At 73.4% G+C, this 15,394-nt stretch carries 15 protein-coding genes; 3 read left to right on the forward strand and 12 right to left on the reverse strand.

Annotated elements, in window-relative coordinates; translation table 11 throughout:
- Positions 1–369: 369 nt before the first annotated feature.
- The 3 genes from FF100_RS12775 to FF100_RS12785 all read left to right on the forward strand — a co-directional run bounded on the left by FF100_RS12775 (position 370) and on the right by FF100_RS12785 (position 3,109).
- Complete coding sequence (locus tag FF100_RS12775) at positions 370–1,506, forward strand: helix-turn-helix transcriptional regulator (RefSeq protein ID WP_139036052.1); 1,137 nt, start codon at positions 370–372, stop codon at positions 1,504–1,506.
- A 92-nt stretch (positions 1,507–1,598) separates the two neighbouring features.
- On the forward strand, positions 1,599–1,922 hold the full coding sequence (locus FF100_RS12780) for a hypothetical protein (protein WP_139036053.1): 324 nt from the start codon (positions 1,599–1,601) through the stop codon (positions 1,920–1,922).
- Between the two features lie 143 nt (positions 1,923–2,065).
- Positions 2,066–3,109 carry a DUF3616 domain-containing protein gene (locus FF100_RS12785; RefSeq protein ID WP_139036054.1) on the forward strand — a complete coding sequence of 348 codons (1,044 nt, stop codon included), beginning with the start codon at positions 2,066–2,068 and terminating at the stop codon, positions 3,107–3,109.
- 426 nt (positions 3,110–3,535) lie between these two features.
- Here the strand turns inward: FF100_RS12785 and FF100_RS12790 are convergent, their stop codons facing one another.
- The 12 genes from FF100_RS12790 to puhA all read right to left on the reverse strand — a co-directional run bounded on the left by FF100_RS12790 (position 3,536) and on the right by puhA (position 15,385).
- Positions 3,536–4,615: a phytoene/squalene synthase family protein gene (locus tag FF100_RS12790; RefSeq protein ID WP_139036055.1), complete on the reverse strand. Its 1,080-nt coding sequence runs from the start codon at positions 4,613–4,615 to the stop codon at positions 3,536–3,538.
- Positions 4,596–6,122 carry a phytoene desaturase family protein gene (crtI, locus tag FF100_RS12795; RefSeq protein WP_139036056.1) on the reverse strand — a complete coding sequence of 509 codons (1,527 nt, stop codon included), beginning with the start codon at positions 6,120–6,122 and terminating at the stop codon, positions 4,596–4,598. Before crtI ends, FF100_RS12790 begins: the two co-directional genes overlap by 20 nt.
- An 86-nt stretch (positions 6,123–6,208) precedes the next feature.
- A complete protein-coding gene (gene bchO / locus FF100_RS12800) occupies positions 6,209–7,093 on the reverse strand; it encodes an alpha/beta fold hydrolase BchO (RefSeq protein ID WP_139036057.1) in 885 nt (294 codons plus the stop codon).
- Positions 7,094–7,098: 5 nt separating this feature from the next.
- Complete coding sequence (locus FF100_RS12805; protein WP_246102049.1) at positions 7,099–8,829, reverse strand: magnesium chelatase subunit D; 1,731 nt, start codon at positions 8,827–8,829, stop codon at positions 7,099–7,101.
- Positions 8,826–9,863 carry a magnesium chelatase ATPase subunit I gene (gene bchI, locus FF100_RS37580; RefSeq protein WP_281287279.1) on the reverse strand — a complete coding sequence of 346 codons (1,038 nt, stop codon included), beginning with the start codon at positions 9,861–9,863 and terminating at the stop codon, positions 8,826–8,828. The genes FF100_RS12805 and bchI overlap by 4 nt, the downstream gene beginning before the upstream one ends.
- A 229-nt stretch (positions 9,864–10,092) precedes the next feature.
- A complete protein-coding gene (gene hemA, locus FF100_RS12815; protein ID WP_139036060.1) occupies positions 10,093–11,304 on the reverse strand; it encodes a 5-aminolevulinate synthase in 1,212 nt (403 codons plus the stop codon).
- 44 nt (positions 11,305–11,348) lie between these two features.
- A complete protein-coding gene (puhE, locus tag FF100_RS12820) occupies positions 11,349–12,131 on the reverse strand; it encodes a putative photosynthetic complex assembly protein PuhE (protein ID WP_139036061.1) in 783 nt (260 codons plus the stop codon).
- A 7-nt stretch (positions 12,132–12,138) separates the two neighbouring features.
- A complete protein-coding gene (gene acsF / locus FF100_RS12825; RefSeq protein WP_139036062.1) occupies positions 12,139–13,200 on the reverse strand; it encodes a magnesium-protoporphyrin IX monomethyl ester (oxidative) cyclase in 1,062 nt (353 codons plus the stop codon).
- On the reverse strand, positions 13,197–13,496 hold the full coding sequence (locus FF100_RS12830) for a hypothetical protein (protein ID WP_139036198.1): 300 nt from the start codon (positions 13,494–13,496) through the stop codon (positions 13,197–13,199). The genes acsF and FF100_RS12830 overlap by 4 nt, the downstream gene beginning before the upstream one ends.
- On the reverse strand, positions 13,496–13,945 hold the full coding sequence (gene puhC, locus FF100_RS12835) for a photosynthetic complex assembly protein PuhC (RefSeq protein WP_139036063.1): 450 nt from the start codon (positions 13,943–13,945) through the stop codon (positions 13,496–13,498). The genes FF100_RS12830 and puhC overlap by 1 nt, the downstream gene beginning before the upstream one ends.
- 10 nt (positions 13,946–13,955) lie before the next feature.
- Entirely contained in the window at positions 13,956–14,579 is a 624-nt protein-coding gene (gene puhB, locus FF100_RS12840) for a photosynthetic complex putative assembly protein PuhB (RefSeq protein WP_246102050.1), read from the reverse strand.
- A gap of 14 nt (positions 14,580–14,593) precedes the next feature.
- On the reverse strand, positions 14,594–15,385 hold the full coding sequence (gene puhA, locus FF100_RS12845; RefSeq protein WP_139036065.1) for a photosynthetic reaction center subunit H: 792 nt from the start codon (positions 15,383–15,385) through the stop codon (positions 14,594–14,596).
- Positions 15,386–15,394 lie beyond the last annotated feature (9 nt).

Raw genomic sequence — 15,394 nt, forward strand, 5'->3', positions numbered from 1 at the left:
GGGTCCGCCCGTGCCACGCAGGCCTGATGGACGTCCTGGCAGCTCCGCATGGCTGCCTGGACTGGACGACCTTGCTGTGCCGATGCATCGGCAGCCGGCAGAACGACCAACATCATCACTACGGATCCGCGGATCATCGCCGCCACCCTCCTCACTCGACCTCATCACCCTAGAGTTAAGCCCCGTTTCCGCATCCCCTATCTGAAGGAAGGGAAGCAAGACGCGTCATCGCCTCCTGGGAACGGCGCCCAGAGGGCCGAATGCATTGTCCGTCGACGTCGTCTGATTGTTCCGCTGCTGCGCGCAACAGCGTAAGGAAGGCCGGACGCCATCCAAACGCCGCCGGGCGGCCATGCATCACGGGCCAGCATGTCGCTCGACGACGATCTCAGCCGCCTGATCCTGCGCATCCACGGGGTGCCCCTGGGCGAGGAATCGTGGATCTCGGTGGCCGGCGCCGTGGCCGAGCGCCTCGGTGCCTATGGGGTCGCGGCGATCCTGCACCGGGCCGACCGCCCCGAGGTCCTGGCCTCCGCGATGACGGGGTATCGCGACCTGCCCTTCGACCGCATCCTGTCCGAGTACGCCGAGCACTATCACACCCGGAACCCCCAGGCCCTGTTCGAACGGGCGCATCCGGGGGCCGACCACTACCTCGACGGCCTCGATCCGGTCTTCACCTCGGAGAACTACCCGGATTTTTCGCGATGGGAGGCCGACCGGATCGGCATCCGCTATCACGCCACCGGTTATTGCCGCCCGGACGAGGGCCTGACCTACGCCTTCGCCTTCTCGGGCTCGGAGCGGACCGGCCCGCTCTCGAGCGAGCAAGTCGTGCTGTTCCACGAACTGATGCGCCACCTGCGCCGCGCCGTGGCGACGGCCCACCGCCTCGGCACGCTCACCGATGCGCCATTGTTGGAGGACGGGCTGGAAGTCCACCTCGAGGGGCTGACCGATCCGGCCGCGATCCTGAACAGCGATGGCGGGCTGGCCTTCGCCAACGCGGCGCTGCTCGCCCTGGCCCGGGCCCGCGACGGATTCGTGGTGACGACGAGCCAGGTGCGGCTGCTGCGTCCGGCCGACCAGCTCCGTTTCGTCCAGCTCTGCGCCGCCACCCGGGCGCTCGCGGCCGTGACCACGGAGGGCGACCGGTTCCTCGTGGTCGCCCGCCCGGATGGCCGGCGGCCCTGCATCGTCACCGTGTCGCCCCTGTCCCACGGACCGGCGCTCCCCGGCGCTCCCCGGCGAATGCTCGTGAGCGTGACCGATCTCGACCGCGGCCGGGACGTCGCGCCCGAGCGTCTCGTGGCGGCCTTCGGCCTCACGCCGGGCGAGGCCGGGTTGGCGTCGCTGCTGTTCGCGCACGGCCATCTCGACGCCGTGGCGGCGTTGCGCGGCGTGACCATCGCGACGGCCCGCAGCCAGCTCAAGAGCGTCTTCGCCAAGACCGGCGTGACGAGCCAGGGCGAGCTGATCACCCTGCTCGCCCGGATCTCGCGCTGACGATACGCTCGGTGGAGCACCGCAAGCGGAGTCGGCAATGCGTGGCTGGATGTGCGAGATCATCGCCCGTCCGTGTCGCGGAGGGACGAGGAGTGAGCGAGACGAAGCGCCGGGCCACGGCCGCGCAGATCCGGGAGCGCGCCTTCCTCGACGTGATGGAATGGCTCGAATACCGCGTCGCGATCTGCCGCGAGGGGCTGGAGCGCCACGCGGCCTCCCGCGGCGCCGACAGCCGGGCCGTCGCGCTGGAGCGCGCCGCGGCCTTCGAGGCCGAGCTGATCCTGCGCGAGATCGGCAAGCTGGCCGGGGTGCCGCCGCGCTCCAAGGCGTTCCGGCAGGCCGCCGAGGCGCGCCGCCGCTTCGTCGCCGAGCAGAGCCGCGACGCCGGCGACGGGGCCACACGGGAGGAGGCCTGACCTGCCGCGGCCGGACGCCCGCTCGCGGTGTTCGCCCGCGTGACGCAAAGAATCTGCACGCTCCGCATTGAAGGATTGCTTGGCCGCGTGAAATACTGCGAAGACGGTCCGCAGCGACGGGCCGCGACATCCGGAGGATCGCCATGACGGGCCTGGGCAATCTGCGCCTGGAGAAACTCGTGTCCGTGCTCGCCCTCTGTCTCGCGGCGCAAGGCGCGCGGGCCGAGGTGAAGGCGGGCCCGGTGCTGATGCATTGGGGCCTGTGCGAGGCCTCCGGCGCCGTCCCCTACCCCGCCGGCAGCTTCGGCGACCGCTTCCTGGTGGTGGACGACGAGGACACCACCCTGCGGCTCTACAAGGCCGACGAATCCGGCCCGCCGCTCGCCCTGAAGGGCGGCGAGCTCGACGCCGCGCTCGCCACCGGACGGCGCGAGGAGCCGGCCAAGGCCGACCTCGAAGCGCTGGCCTGGCTCGGCGGCGACCTGGTGCTGATGGGCTCGCATGCCCGCGACGCGGAGGGCCGCACCCGCGAGGCGTCGCGCCAGATGCTCGCCCTGTCGGTGGGCGGCGATCCGAAAGCGCCCGCCGTGACGCCGAAGGGCAAGGCGTTCCACGGCCTCGCCAAGGCGATCGCCGATCTCGACCCGGCGCTCTCGGAGCGCATCGCCGTCGATCAGGCGTCGAAGCCGAGCCTCAGCCCGCGACGGCGCGGCCTTTCCATCGAGGGCCTGAGCCCGGCCCCGGACGGGCGCGGCCTGCTCGTGGGCCTGCGCAACCCCCTCAATGCCGATAACGACGCCCTGGTGATCCCGTTCGAGAACCCGGCCGAGGTGCTGGCCGGCGGCGCAGGCCCGAAGCTCGCCAAGCCGATCGCCCTCGACCTCAAGGGCCGCGGCATCCGCGACATCGCCTATGCGCCGGGGATCAAGGCCTATTTCGTGATCGCGGGCGGCTCGGGCAGCGGCGGCGAATCGGCCGATCTCTACCGCTGGTCCGGCCAGGCCGGCGAGGCCCCGACCCGGGTCGCCGGCGTCGCCCAGGCGCTCGCGGCGATCCCCGACTTCCAGCCGGAAGGCCTGATCGTCGCGCCCGACGGCAAGAAGGTCCAGATCCTCAGCGACGACGCCGACATCTGCCCGGCACGCAAGCCGCAGGGGTTCCGGAGCGTGGTGCTGGAGCTGGAGTGACGGGCGACCCCGACCCGGCCCGCAGGCATCGGCCCCGCGACGGGGCCGACGGCTCTCCCGCTCTGCGTCATTCCGGGGCCGCGACGGCCGAGCCTGGACCCGGGGGGGCGCGACACGCCATCCCCAGGCACGGGTCCATCGGGACGAGACGGCCAGCGTCCCGCTCGATCGCGCCCCGACCTGAATGTCTGGATCCCGGGTTCCGCTCGCGCGGCCCGGGGACGACCCCGTGTATCGCGAGGCGCCGGGCAAACCGATGCTCTCGCGGCGGAACCAGGGCGGGCGCGCTGCCGTCCTGGCGTCCCGCCAGAACGGCGCTCGCGGCTCCCCGCCTGTCCCGCTGCGACACCCGGCGGTGCCGGACCCCGACGCCCGGCACGGCCCCGAAGGCCAGCCTGCGGTCGATCCGCGCGAACAGCCTTCCGCCTACGACGGAGCCGCGCCACCCAGGCGGTCGCGCTCGCGCAGGATCTCGATGAGGTCGAGGACGCGCACGACCCGCCCACCGAGATTCCACCAGGCGGGCCGCGGCGCGATGGCGGGCACCGGCATCGCCGCGACGGCCTCGAGCAGGAAGGCCGCCTCCGGCAGGGCCGGCCGGCCGGCGCGGCGGATCGCGGGCGTGGCGAGGGCGCGGGCGAGGAGTTGGAGCTTGCGGGAGCCCGGCACCCGCGCGCGGCGGCCGACCGGGTCGAGCCCGGACCGGGTCAGGTCGCGGCCGATCTCGGCGTAGATCAGCCCGGCGGCGCGCACCGCCGGGCGGCAGCCGGCCGGCAGTTGCGCGATGCCGGATTCCGCCCGGGCATAGAGCCCGTCGGCGGCGGCGAGCAGGCGGGCCACCACCCGGGCCAGGGCCGGGCTCGCCTCCGGCCGTGCCAGGAACGCCTCGGGGTCGATCCCGGCCTCGCGCAGCCACGCCTCCGGCAGGTAGAGGCGGCCGGCCCGGGCATCCTCGCCGACGTCGCGGGCGATGTTGGTGAATTGCATGGCGATGCCGAGGTCGCAGGCCCGCGCCAGGGCCTCGGGCGAGCGCACGCCCATCAGGAGCGTCATCATCGCCCCGACCGAGCCGGCGACCCGGGTCGCGTAGGCGGTGAGCGCAGGGAGATCCGGGTAGCGCCGCCCGGCGGCGTCCCAGGCGAGACCTTCGAGGAGCGCCGCCGGCAGCGCCTCCGGGATCGCGTGGCGGGCGACGATCTCGGCGAGTGCCCGGTCGGCGGGGGCGTCGGCCGGGCGGCCGGCATAGGCTGCGGCGAGGCGGGCCCGCAAGGCGGGCACCGCGTCGGCCCGGGCGCCCGCCCCGTCGACCGCATCGTCGGAGAGGCGGCAGAAGGCGTAGAGCCCGTAGGCATCGCGGCGGACGGGGGCCGGAAGCAGCCACGAGGCGGCGTAGAAGCTGCGCGAGCCGGTCCGGATCGCCGCCCGGCAGGCGGTATGGTCGGCGGAGCGGGCCAGGGACGCGGCGAAGGGCGTTCGAGGGCGCGCATCAGGCAAAGACGGCAGCATCCGGCACCACGCGATCGAGGATCTTCGAGGAGGACAAGACGCCCGGCAGCCCGGCCCCCGGATGGGTGCCGGCGCCGACGAGGTAGAGATGGCGCACCGCGCCGCTGCGGTTGTGCGGGCGGAAATACGCGCTCTGGGTCAGGATCGGCTCGAGCCCGAAGCCCGAGCCGCGGGTGGCGAGGAAGTCGTCGGCGAAATCCTGCGGCGTCGTCACCCGCGAGGTGACGAGGGCGTCCGACAGGCCCGGCAGCACGGTCGCCTCCAGCCGTGCGGCGATGCGCTGCCGGAACGGCTCGGCCAAAGCCGTCCAGTCCTGCCCGCCGGCGAGGTTCGGCACCGGGGCGAGCACGTAGAACGCATCGAAGCCCGGCGGGGCGACGCTCGGATCGGTGGCGGTCGGGCGGTGGAGGTAGAGGCTCATGTCCTCGGCCAGCACCTTGCGGGTGAAGATGTCGTCGAGGAGCCCGCGATAGCGCGGCCCGAGCAGGATCGTGTGGTGGGCCAGCTCCGGGTAGCGGCGGCGCGTGCCGAAGTACCAGACGAACAGCCCCATCGAGGAGTGCGCCCGGGAGAGCCGCCGCTCACGCCGGCCCCGCGCCTCCGGCGGCAGTAGGTCGAGCGCCGTGGCGACCGAATCGGCGTTCGACACCACCACGTCGGCCGCGATCGGCGTGCCGTCCGTCAGCGCGACACCCCGGGCAACGCCGTCCCGGACGAGGATGCGGGCGACCTCCGCGCCGCACCGCACCTCGCCGCCCTGGCCCTCGATCAGGTCGACCATCCCGCGCACCAGGGCGCCGGTGCCGCCGAGCGCCGAATGCACGCCCCAGCGCCGCTCCAGGGCGGCGATCAGGCAGTAGAGCGCGCTCGCCCGGAACGGCGAGCCGCCGATCAGCAGCGGGTGGAAGCTGAATGCCGTCCTCAGCTTCTCGTCGCGGAACACCGACGAGACCAAGCTATAGACGCTGCGGTGGCCGCCGAGGCGCAGGAGATCGGGGGCGATGCGGAGCATGTCGGTGACGCGCCCGAACGGCACCGCCCCGAGCTCCTCGAACCCGACCCGGCACAGCGCGTCGGAGAGCGCCATGAAGCGGTCGTAGGCGGGCGCCTCGCCGGGCGACAGGCGCTCCACCTCGGCACGCATCGCCTCGGCCTCGCCGCTCATCGCGAAGGTGGCGCCGTCGTCGAAGCGGATGCGGTAGAACGGCCGCATCGGCACCAGCGTGACGTCGTCGGCGAGGCGACGCCCGCACAGGGCCCACAGCTCCTCGAACAGGAACGGCGCGGTGACGATGGTCGGCCCGGCGTCGAAGGTGAAGCCGTCCTGGCGGTGGACCCGCGCCCGCCCGCCCGGCTGCTCCAGCCGCTCCAGCACGCTGACCCGGTAGCCCCGCGCGCCGAGCCGCAGGGCCGCCGCGAGCCCGCCGAAGCCGCTGCCGATCACCACCGCGCGGGGCCGGCGCCGGGCGGCGGTGACCCGCGGCGGCGCGTCGTCGAGTGTCAACATAAGTTGACACTATCATCGTGGTCGAACCGGGTGGCAAGCGGGAAATCCGGCGGTCGCGCATCGTCCTCGGCAAGGCCCGCGCACGCTCAGACCACCCCCTCCCGCTCCGCCCCGGCCCGGATCAGCCCCGCGACCAGTTCCGGCTTCTCCTCGTGCGCCAGGTGCCCCAGCCCGCGCAGCAGCTCGACCCGCGCCCGACCGCCGAGGCGGTCGGCGAGACCGAAGGAGACATCCGGCGCGATGGTACGGTCCTGGCCGCCGACGATCAGCAGCAGCGGGGTCCTGAGGCGCGGCAAGTCGCGATCGAGGGCGGTGAGGTCCCAGTTCGCCATCATGCCGAGCGCGCCGGCGACGTGGCCGGGGGACTGGAACAGGCGGCGGTAGAGGTCGAGGCCGGTGCGCTCGAGGGTCGACCCGGTGCCGCCGATCAGCCGCTCCACCGCCGCGCGATCGGCCGACCAGGCGAAGACCCGCGGCGTCACCGGGTTGAGGAACAGGGCGCGGGCCATCGCCGGGAAGAGGAAGCCGGCCATGCCGGGAAACGGCTTGAGCGCCGCGTTGAGCCCGACGAGGAGGCGGGGCGCCACGGCGCCGTCGAGGCAGAGCCGCGCCAGGATCGCCGCACCGGCGGAATGACCCACCGCAACGTCGGGCGTCGCGTCGAGGATGCGCAGCAGGTCGGCGAGCGCCCGGGCCATCCGCGGCAGCGACGGCGTCGGCAGCGGATCGGTGAAGCCGTGGCCCGGCAGGTCGGGGGCGATCACCCGGAACTCGCGGGCGAGCCGCGGCAGCAGCCCGCGCCAGGAATGGGTCGCCGCGCCGGTGCCGTGGAGCAGCAGCAGGACCGGGCCGGCGCCGGCCTCCTGCACGTGCCAGGTCAGGCCGCCGGCGGCGACGAAGCGGCTCGCCTCGCGGTTCGGCCAGTCGCGGCCCTCCCGGGCGAAGGCGGGCCTGTCGTCGGAGGGGGGCATCGTGCTCACCCCGGCGGGGCGGCCTCGCGCACGGCCCGGGTCAGGCGCGCGGCGTCGGCCTGCGGCATGGCGAGGTAGCGCGCCGCCATCGCGGCAGCGAGGGCGCGGGCGGCATCCTGCGGGCGGGCGGCGGTGTCGATCACCAGGGCGCGGGTGCCCTCCGCGGCCAGCACCCGGGCGGCCGCCAGGGCGTCCGCGGCGGCGAGCGCGCGGCCCGGCTGGCCGGAGCGGGCGATGTTGGCGCGCCCGTCGGTGAGGAGTAGCACCACGGGGCTCCGCCCGCCGCGGCGCTCGGCGGCGGCGAGTTTGCCCGCCGCCGCGATGCCGGCCGCGAGCGGCGTGCCGCCGCCGCCGGGCAGGGAGGCCAGTGCGCGCTTCGCCCGCACCAGCGAGCGGGTCGGGGCGAGCAGCAGGTCGGCCCCCTTGCCCCGGAAGGCCACGAGGGCGACGCGGTCGCGGCGCACGTAGCAGTCGGCGAGCAGCGATTCGACGGCGCCCTTCGCCTCGGCCAAGCGCTCCAACGCCGCGGAGCCGGAGGCATCGACCGCGAAGATCGTGGTGGTCTCGCGCCGCTGGATCAGGCGGCGGATGCGCAGATCCTCGGGCGTGACGCGAAGCCCGGCCTCGCCTTCCCCCCGGCGCAGGCGCTGCCAGGGCGCGGCGGCCCGCAGGGTCTCGATCAGGGCGAGGCGCCCGCGGCGCGGATCGCCCGGCCGGGCCCCGACCGGGCGGCCGCGTTGCGCCGCGGCGGCGGCTCCGCTGCGGCCGGCGCCGGGGAGGCGGCTGCCGGGCCGCTCCCCTGCGGCGAGGCGAGCGAGAAGGCCGGGGGGGAGGCTCGCTGCCGCGGCGGCGAGGATGCGGTCCGCCTCGCTCGCCGGTCCGGCCGGGCCGGCCGCGTCGCCGTCCGGCGGCGGCGCGGCCGGGCTCTCGTCGGGGGCCCCCGCGTGGTCAGGGGCCCACGCGCAGCCGCGCGGCGCGAGCACCAGGGCGACGGCAGCGCCGAGGTCCGGATCCGCGATCCTCTCCCGGCCGGCGAGGGCGGCGTGCAGCCGCGCCACCCGCAGGGCGAGGAGCGGCGCGCGCAACGAGGCGATGCCGAGCCGGGCCGCGACGGCGCACAGCGTCTCGGCGGCCTCCTCCGGGACGATCGGCCGGACCGCACGGGCCTCCGCGAGGCTCGGCGGCTGCGGCGTGGCGGCGAGCCCGCGCGGCGGGACGGCGTCGAGGTCGAGGTGGATCGCCGCGCGGTCGGCGAGGGGGGCGGGCACGGCTTCGTCCTCGCCCTCCCCTTCGTCGAGGAGCACCAGGCCGACCTGCGCCGGGTGCCGGGCCGAGATCCCATCACGGGCGACCTCGACGGTGCCGGTATCGAGCGCTTGCGCGATCCGCGCCGCGGTCGCGGGGCCGAGGCGCTCGGCCATCGGCGCCACCATCACGCCGCCATGGCTGCGGGCAAGCAGCCCCGCCTGCGCCACCGGCCGGCCGCTGCGCAGGGTCGCCGGCAGGTCGAGCCCGCCGAGGAGCGCGTCGTCCGCGATGCCGGCGGGCAGGCGCGTCACCGGCGCCCCGGCGGGCAGGAGGGCGTGCAGCCGCGCGAGCCAGGCCTCCCGCACCGGACCGGGCCGGGCACGGACCACGATCCCGGTCCCGGCCGGATCGAGGGCGACGAGGGCCGCCGCGAGGCAGGCCCGAGACCAGCCAGCCTCGATCCCGACCGGGTCCGGCGCGGCGCTCACCCGAGAACCTCGGCGAGCGCCCGGGCGATCCGCGCCTCGGATCCGGCCTCGTCGAGCGGGTTGCGCCGCAGGCGATGGCTCAGGCAGCTCGGGGCGACCTCGCGCAGATGGCCGAGGCTGACGGCCCCGGCGCCGTCGAGGCTCGCGAGCGCCCGGGCGGTGCGCATCAGGGTGAGTTCGCCGCGCAGGCCGTCGGTGCCGAGCGCGAGGCAGAGGCGGGCGGCGGCTTCGAGGATCGCGTCCGGCACGTCGACCTCGGGCAGGTGCGCCCGCGCCGCGAGGATCTGCCCGCCGAGCCTCGCCTCCTCGGCGGCCCATTCCGCCGCGAAGGCGGCGGGGTCCCGGTCGTAGGCGTCGCGGCGGCGCACGATCGCCACCCGGGTCGCGAGGTCGGTCGGGGTCGTCACCGTCACGGCGAGGCCGAAACGGTCGAGGAGCTGCGGCCGCAGCTCGCCCTCCTCCGGGTTGCCGCTGCCGACGAGGACGAAGCGCGCCGGGTGGCGCAGGCTCAGGCCCTCGCGCTCGACGGTGTTCACCCCCGAGGCCGCCACGTCGAGGAGCAGGTCGACGAGATGGTCCTCGAGCAGGTTGACCTCGTCGATATAGAGGAAGCCGCGATGGGCGCGGGCGAGCAGCCCCGGCTCGAACGCCTTCTCGCCGGCGCCGAGGGCCCGGCCGAGATCCAGCGCCCCGACGACCCGGTCCTCGGTGGCGCCGAGCGGCAGGTCGACCACCGGGACCGGCACGGTCTTGACCGTGAGGCCCTGGCCCCGGCGGGCAGCGCAGGCGGGGCAGAGCGCGGCGGCGTCCACCGGATCGCAGGAATAGGCGCAGCCCGCCACCGCCCGCATCGGCGGCAGCAAGGCGGCGAGCGCCCGCACGGCGGTGGACTTGCCGGTGCCGCGGTCGCCGAAGACCAGCACCCCGCCCACAGCCGGATCGACCGCCGCGATCAGCAGCGCGCGGCGCATCGCGTCCTGGCCGACGATGGCCGAGAACGGATAGGGCGGCCGGGGCGCCGCCTCGGGAACGATGGCCGGCGTCGCGAAGCCCGGTTTCGGGGCCCGCCGGGACAGGGCCGATGAGGTGGGCGCCACGGAGAATCCTCATGGGTGAGGGGTGGGTGCCAGGATCGGCCGGGGGAGCGGAAATGTCTAACGAAATTGACGACCGACATGGTTGACGATCGCGTCCATCACAGGCTGAAACGGTCGCGCGCATCAACCCTCCCCCGCGGAGGGGGAGGGTTCAGAGCGGTGGGCCCTACGCCGCCCGCGCCAGCCCGATCCGCCCCCAGATCGCCCCGAGCGCCGCCGCCAGATGGTCGATATCGGCGTCGCTGTGGAGCGGCGACGGGGTGATCCGCAGCCGCTCGGTGCCGCGCGCCACGGTGGGGTAGTTGATCGGCTGGACGTAGATCCCGAACTCGTCGAGCAGCGTGTCGCTGATCTGCTTGCACAACACCGGATCGCCGACCATCACCGGCACGATGTGGCTCGGATTATCGAGGAGCGGGATGCCGATGGCGGAGAGGCGCCGGCGCACCGCCGCGACCCGGTCCTGGTGGCGGGCGCGCTCGACCCCGCTCGCCTTGAGGTGGCGGATGCTCGCCGCCGCGCCCGCCGCGATGGCGGGCGGCAGCGAGGTGGTGAAGATGAAGCCGGAGGCGAAGCTGCGGACGAAGTCGCAGAGCGCCGCGGAGGCTGCGATATAGCCGCCGGAGACCGCGAAGGCCTTGCCGAGCGTGCCCTCGATCACGGTGAGGCGGTGCATCAGCCCCTCGCGCTCGGCGATGCCGCCGCCGCGCGGGCCGTAGAGGCCGACCGCATGGACCTCGTCGAGATAGGTCATGGCGCCGTGCGCCTCGGCGACGTCGCAGAGTTCGGCGAGCGGCGCGATGTCGCCGTCCATCGAGTAGACCGACTCGAAGGCGACGAGCTTCGGAAGATCGGGATCGACGAGGCGGAGCTTGCGGTCGAGGTCGGCCGGGTCGTTGTGGCGGAAGATGTGGCGCTCGGCGCGGCTGGAGCGGATGCCCTCGATCATCGAGGCGTGGTTGCCCTCGTCCGAGAACACCACGCAGCCCGGCAGCTTCGAGGCCAGGGTCCCGAGCCCGGCCCAGTTCGAGACGTAGCCCGAGGTGAAGAGAAGCGCCGCCTCCTTGCCGTGCAGGTCGGCAAGTTCCTGCTCCAGGAGGACGTGGTAGTGGTTGGTGCCCGAGATGTTGCGGGTGCCGCCGGCCCCCGCGCCGCAGCGGTCGATCGCCTCGTGCATCGCGCCCGTCACCGCCGGGTGCTGGCCCATGCCGAGATAGTCGTTCGAGCACCACACCGTCACCTCGCGGGTGCCGTGGGCACCGTGCTGCGTGGCGTAGGGGAACCGGCCGGCCTGCCGCTCGAGGTCGGTAAAGACCCGGTAGCGTCCCTCGCGGTGCAGGCCCTGAAGGGCGGCGGAGAACATCGTTTCGTAGTCCATCGAGCGTCCCCTTGTACGATCTTCTTCTGGTCGTGTTCTTGTATTTACGGCGCGGCGTCGGCGCCCGGGCGGCGGGCGGGCAGCCCCCAGCCCCAGAGCGCGGCCGAGGGCAGCGGCAGCATCAGGAACCCATGCTCCAGGATGGCGAGCGCCATCAGGGTCGCCATCATGGTGTGGCCGGAGCGCTTGAAGGCGGACGCGCTCTCGGTGACGGCGGGGTGCAGCAGCACCAGGAGGAAGCCGGTGGCGAGGATCATCGCCACCGGAAACAATGCGTTCATCGGCGCGCGGCGAAAGAAGCTGCCGAGATAGCGCAAGTGCTCGGGGAGAAACTCGGCGTTGAGGTTGCGCACGCCGAGGAACAGGTTGAGCCGGGCGCTGAGGTTCATCCCCCACAGCACCAGGTAGGTCCACAACGCCATCCGGTTCGGGCCGCCCGCAATCAGCCAGGCGATGGCGACGAACCCCAGGATGATCGCTGCCTCGTGCCAGAGGTTGGTCGCCGCCGCTGCGCCGAAGCGGGCGAGGCCCCGGTCGGTGGCCAAGCCCGGGGTGCGCCGGGGACCGGCGAGGTAGCCCATGTAGAAGGCCATCTCCTGCCAGCCCCAGACGATCAGCGCCGCCGTGAAGGCCGCGTAGGCCCCCGCCTCGCTCTCCTGGGTCGCACTCCATGCGATCACCCAAAGGGCACCCGCCAGCGCCAGGGTCGTCGCGCCGAAGCTCCAGGCATGGGTGCGGCGCGGCCGGTGGTTCAGCCAGAGGATCGCCCCGGTCAGGAACCACCAGATCACGACGGCGTAGAGAATCGGCGCGGCGTAGTCGGACATGCGGGCGCTACCAGGCGGGGCTGAGGCGGATCTGGGCGGGCATCGGGTTGGCCTTCGCCGGCATGACCATCAGCCGCCCGAAGGCCAGCGCCGCCCGCGCCGCGTGACCGGCATGCCGGAGCTTGCCGACGATCCCGCCCCGCGCCTTCGCCTCCTCGATGCCGCGGGCGCAAGCCAGCAGGCTTTCGAGGCCGGCCCGAAAGCCCGGATGGTCGATGTCGAGGGTGAGCGGGAACACCTGGCGCGAGATCTCCGAGGTGATGGCGAAGACCTGGAAATCGTATTCCTTCGGGTCGACCCCGAGCGCCTTGTGGAAGGCCGGCCGGCACTGGTCGCGCACGTACATCGTGCAGAACACCGCGAGCAGGAAGAACTTGATCCAGTAGTAGTTGACGCCGGTGAGCAGCTTCGGGTTGGCGCGCATCAAGAGCGCGAAGGCCTCGCCGTGGCGGAACTCGTCGTTGCACCACTTCTCGAACCACTTGAAGATCGGGTGGAAGCGCCTGTCCGGATGGCGCTCGAGGTGGCGGAAGATCGTGATGTAGCGGGCATAGCCGATCTTCTCCGACAGGTAGGTGGCGTAGAAGATGAATTTCGGCCGGAAATGGGTATATTTCTTCGCCTTGGTCAGGAAGCCGAGGTCGATGCCAACGCCAAAGTCCTTCAGCGTGTCGTTGATGAAGCCGGCATGCCGCGCCTCGTCGCGGCTCATGAAGCCGAACAGCTCGCGGATGTCCTTGTTCTTGGCGCGCTTGCGCATCTCGGCGTAGAGCACGCAGCCCGAGAACTCGGCGGTGATCGACGAGACCAGGAAGTCGAGGAACTCCTTGCGCAGTTCCGGGTCGAGGCCGGAGAGATCCAGGTCGAAGTCGGCATTGCGCACGAAATGGCGCTTGTTGGGGTCGGAGCGCATCTCGGCGATGAGCACGTCCCACTCCGCCCGCACCGGCTCGACGTCGGTGCGGTCGAGCTCCTCGAAGTTCGTGGTATAGAAGCGGGGGCTCAGGAAGGTGGTTTCCTGGGCCGACTTCGTGCTCTCGTTCGGGGTCTTCAGGGTCGTCGCGCTCATAGCCGCGTCCTTTCCGAGAAGCTGACTTCGTAGAGTTCGGTGAGCTCGAAATGGCCCGCGATGCGGGTCCACAGGCGCTCGACGGCGCCAGCGCGCACCACGGTCGCGGTACGGCGCACCACGATGCGCTCGCCGTAGGGCACGGAGGTCGGCGCGTCGTGCACCGTCACCTCGTCGCCCGGGGCGATCAGCAGGCCGCCATCGAGGACGACATGGGCGTGCAGGCTCTCGGCGGTCTGCTCGATCTCGACCGTGCACGGCACCTCGATGCGGCGTCGGCCGCCCAACCACTGCATCACGATGCGCCCCTCCCCTGTCCGAGCAGCCGCGCGAAGGCGACCGCGTTGTCGAGCCCGAAGGCTTCGAGGTTGATCCGCCGGCCCGACGCGACGTCGTCGAGCGTGAGCGTGCCGTTGTCCCAGCGGGTGAGCCGGAACGGCGGCGTTCGCGACAGGCCCTGGCGCAGGCGCGCCTGGGCCATCACCCGCAGGGTCGCGCGCAGGAACCCGTCCTCGCCCGGCTGCACCTCGGCGACGAGGCGGCCGCTCTCGGCATCGCGCAGGGACACCCGGCCGTCCGGCCGATCCTCCACCGCGAGGTCGAGCACCTGGACGGCTGAAGCCGGCGGCATCTGGGTGATCCCGACGCCGCTGGAGCGGCCGACCGCCACCGCGGCGAGCGAGAAGGCGACGAGGAGGCCGGCATTGCGCAGGAGCGCGCGGGGGACCGGGATGTCGCGGGCCATGACAATCCCCCTAGTGACCCGCTGCCGCGAGGCGGCCGGGCAGAGCGGGGCTGGCGACGGGGGCCGGCGGCAAGGCCTGAACCGGTTGGCCGTTCGCCTCGGCGAGCGCTGCGGCGATGCGCTTGGCGATGGCTTCGGCCTCCGGCACGCAGCGCAGCATCGGCTCGGGCCGGGTCAGGCGCCAGGGCCGGGCATGCGGCCACAGGTGCAGATAGGCGAGCCGAACGCTGGGCTTGAGCAGCAGGGGCAGGTCGCCGCTGCCGTCACTGAACCTGTGGAAGGCGGCGCCCTCGATCTCGCGCAGCGGCAGGTTCACGTCCATCTGCAGCGCGATGCCGATGCGCAGCATCAGCCGTGCGTCGGTCAGGGTGTAGACCGTGGTGCGGCAGGCGCCCCAGGCGAGCGCGAACAGGATGACGAGCGCCAGGACACCGGCGAGCAGCACCGGCCAGGCCGCCGCGACCCGCCCGGCGGAAACGGTCTGGACGAGGGCGAGGCCGCCGAAATACAGCGCGACGAGATCGACGTGGAAGGCGCGGCGCGCCAAGCTCAAGAGGGCCGGGCGGCCCTGCCACAGCAGGCGCTCGCCCTTCGGGAGAGGGCCGGGCAGCCCATGAGGGAGGAGGTCCGTCACAGCAGCGGCTCCCGTCACAGCAGCGGTTCTTGGCGGCGATCGGTGGCGTAGAGCGTGCCGGCGCCGTAATAGGCGATGACCCGCTCCTCCTCCCGCAGGGTGATGCTGTCGGGATCGCGCGGCTGCGGCACGCCGGCGAACTGGCGCGCGAGCAGGGCCGCGACGACGACCTTCTTGTGCTGGCTGAAGCGCTTCACGTCCGCGAAGGTCACCGGGATCAGCACGGTGCGGTCGCGGGCGCCCTCCAGCTCCATCTCGTAGTAGCGCGGCAGCGACTCGCCGCGGTCGATCCAGATCTCCGTGACGGTGCCGGCGAGCACGCCGTCGGCGCCGTAGACCGGCATGCCGCGCGGGTCGGGGTCGTCGGCCGCGACCGTGAACTCGTCGGCGACGCGCATCGGCACGATGCGGGTCTTGCCCTCCCAGGTCAGGTCCGGCCGCTCGGCGCGCAACGCGTAGGCGCCCGGGCCGACGCCGTCGGCGAGGCGGGAATCGTCGGTCGCCGTCGGGACGATCGGGGCGCCGGGCCAGGGCTCGACCTTGACCGCCTTGAGCTCGCCGACCGGGCCCTCGTGCGGGCGCGGCGCCAGCACCGCCGAGCCGTCGGCGAGCAGGAAGGTCTTGGGCGACGGGATGAACAGCCAGTCCCAGCCTTTCAGGCCGCCATGGACTTCCGATTCGAGGGGATAGCCTTCCCGGCGGTCCTCGCGGCGAAGGTAGAAGATGAGGCCGGCAAAGAAGATCCAGAACGCGTAGAGCACCACTTGCGCGACGTCGAGGTAGCTCGTGAGGGCACCCTTGGGCATGATGGCCTG

Source organism: Methylobacterium terricola (assembly GCF_006151805.1).
Lineage (GTDB): Bacteria > Pseudomonadota > Alphaproteobacteria > Rhizobiales > Beijerinckiaceae > Methylobacterium > Methylobacterium terricola.